At 43.3% G+C, this 1,179-nt stretch carries 1 pseudogene; it reads left to right on the forward strand.

Annotated elements, in window-relative coordinates:
* The first annotated feature begins 112 nt into the window (after positions 1-112).
* Positions 113-1,008 (forward strand): annotated as a pseudogene (locus ACM0OX_RS35655) (IS4 family transposase).
* Positions 1,009-1,179: the final 171 nt, after the last annotated feature.

A 1,179-nucleotide genomic window follows, 5' to 3' on the forward strand; every position in this document is an offset into this window, starting at 1 on the left:
CTATCCATTACCCGCATCTTTCTTAACAAACAGACAAAATACTTAAAATTAGACCGAAACGGTTGATGGGTATAGTTTTGAGGGAAAGTATAGTTGTGGGTGATGACGCATCATGCAAAAATGGGCAGAGTCAGAATTACAACAAGCAGACTTAGGGGATGCGAGGAGAAACAAACGGCTAGTACGTATTGTGGAAGACTTAGCATCCCAGCCAGCTAGTAGCGTACCACAGGCTTGTGGAGATATAGCAGCGACAAGTGCAGCATATGATTTTTGGAATTCACCATATTTTCAGCCATCAGACAAACCAAAGCCTGCGGTACACTGACGGTAGAAGTTAAACGCAATCCAGAACATAGCGCTAGAAGCGCAAATTTAACAATTAGGTTCGCAACTTTTGATATTCAAGTACCATTACATCACATCGGTCGTTCGCAGCTAAAACCTGTGAAGTTACAAGTGATTCTGGCACTTGAAGTTGAAGAAAAACCACCCGTGGGGATTGCTCCAATTAGTTGGTTGTTGATTACTAGTCTGAATATTAATGATTTAGAAGATGCAGCCCGTTGTGTGAAATGGTACACATATCGTTGGTTAATAGAACGCTATCACTATGCTTTAAAAAGTGGCTGTGGAATTGAAAAATTACAACTCGAAACTGCTCGGCGCATAAATATGGCATTAGCCACCTACTCAATTGTGGCATGGCGTTTATTATGGCTGACTTATGAAGCACGAGTTAATCCTGAGTTGCCATCTGACACAGTTTTAGAAAAGAGTGAATGGCAATCCTTGTGTGCCACTATCAATAAAAATCCTACCCCACCTGACACACCACCATCTTTACGCCAAGCAGTACGGATGATTGCCAACCTTGGTGGCTTTTTAGGTCGCAAAGGTGATGGTGAACCTGGCGTGAAAACCATTTGGCGTGGGCTGCGGCGATTACACGATATCGCCGCCACTTGGAAACTTCTCCATTCTGATTCTCCTAAGACACCTTTGTAGTTAACGATGCCTTCTCTACGAGACGCTACGCGAACGGCGGGCTTCGCCTACGCACTTTACCTTAGTACATCTTTTGTCTGTTAAGTCAATCATTCTGTCGTTGTTTAGTTCTGTCATTCCCTCACAGTCTGCCTTACAACAATGTTAAGAAAGATGCGGGTAATGGATAGC

The organism is Nostoc sp. PCC 9305 (genome assembly GCF_963920915.1).
Lineage (GTDB): Bacteria > Cyanobacteriota > Cyanobacteriia > Cyanobacteriales > Nostocaceae > Nostoc.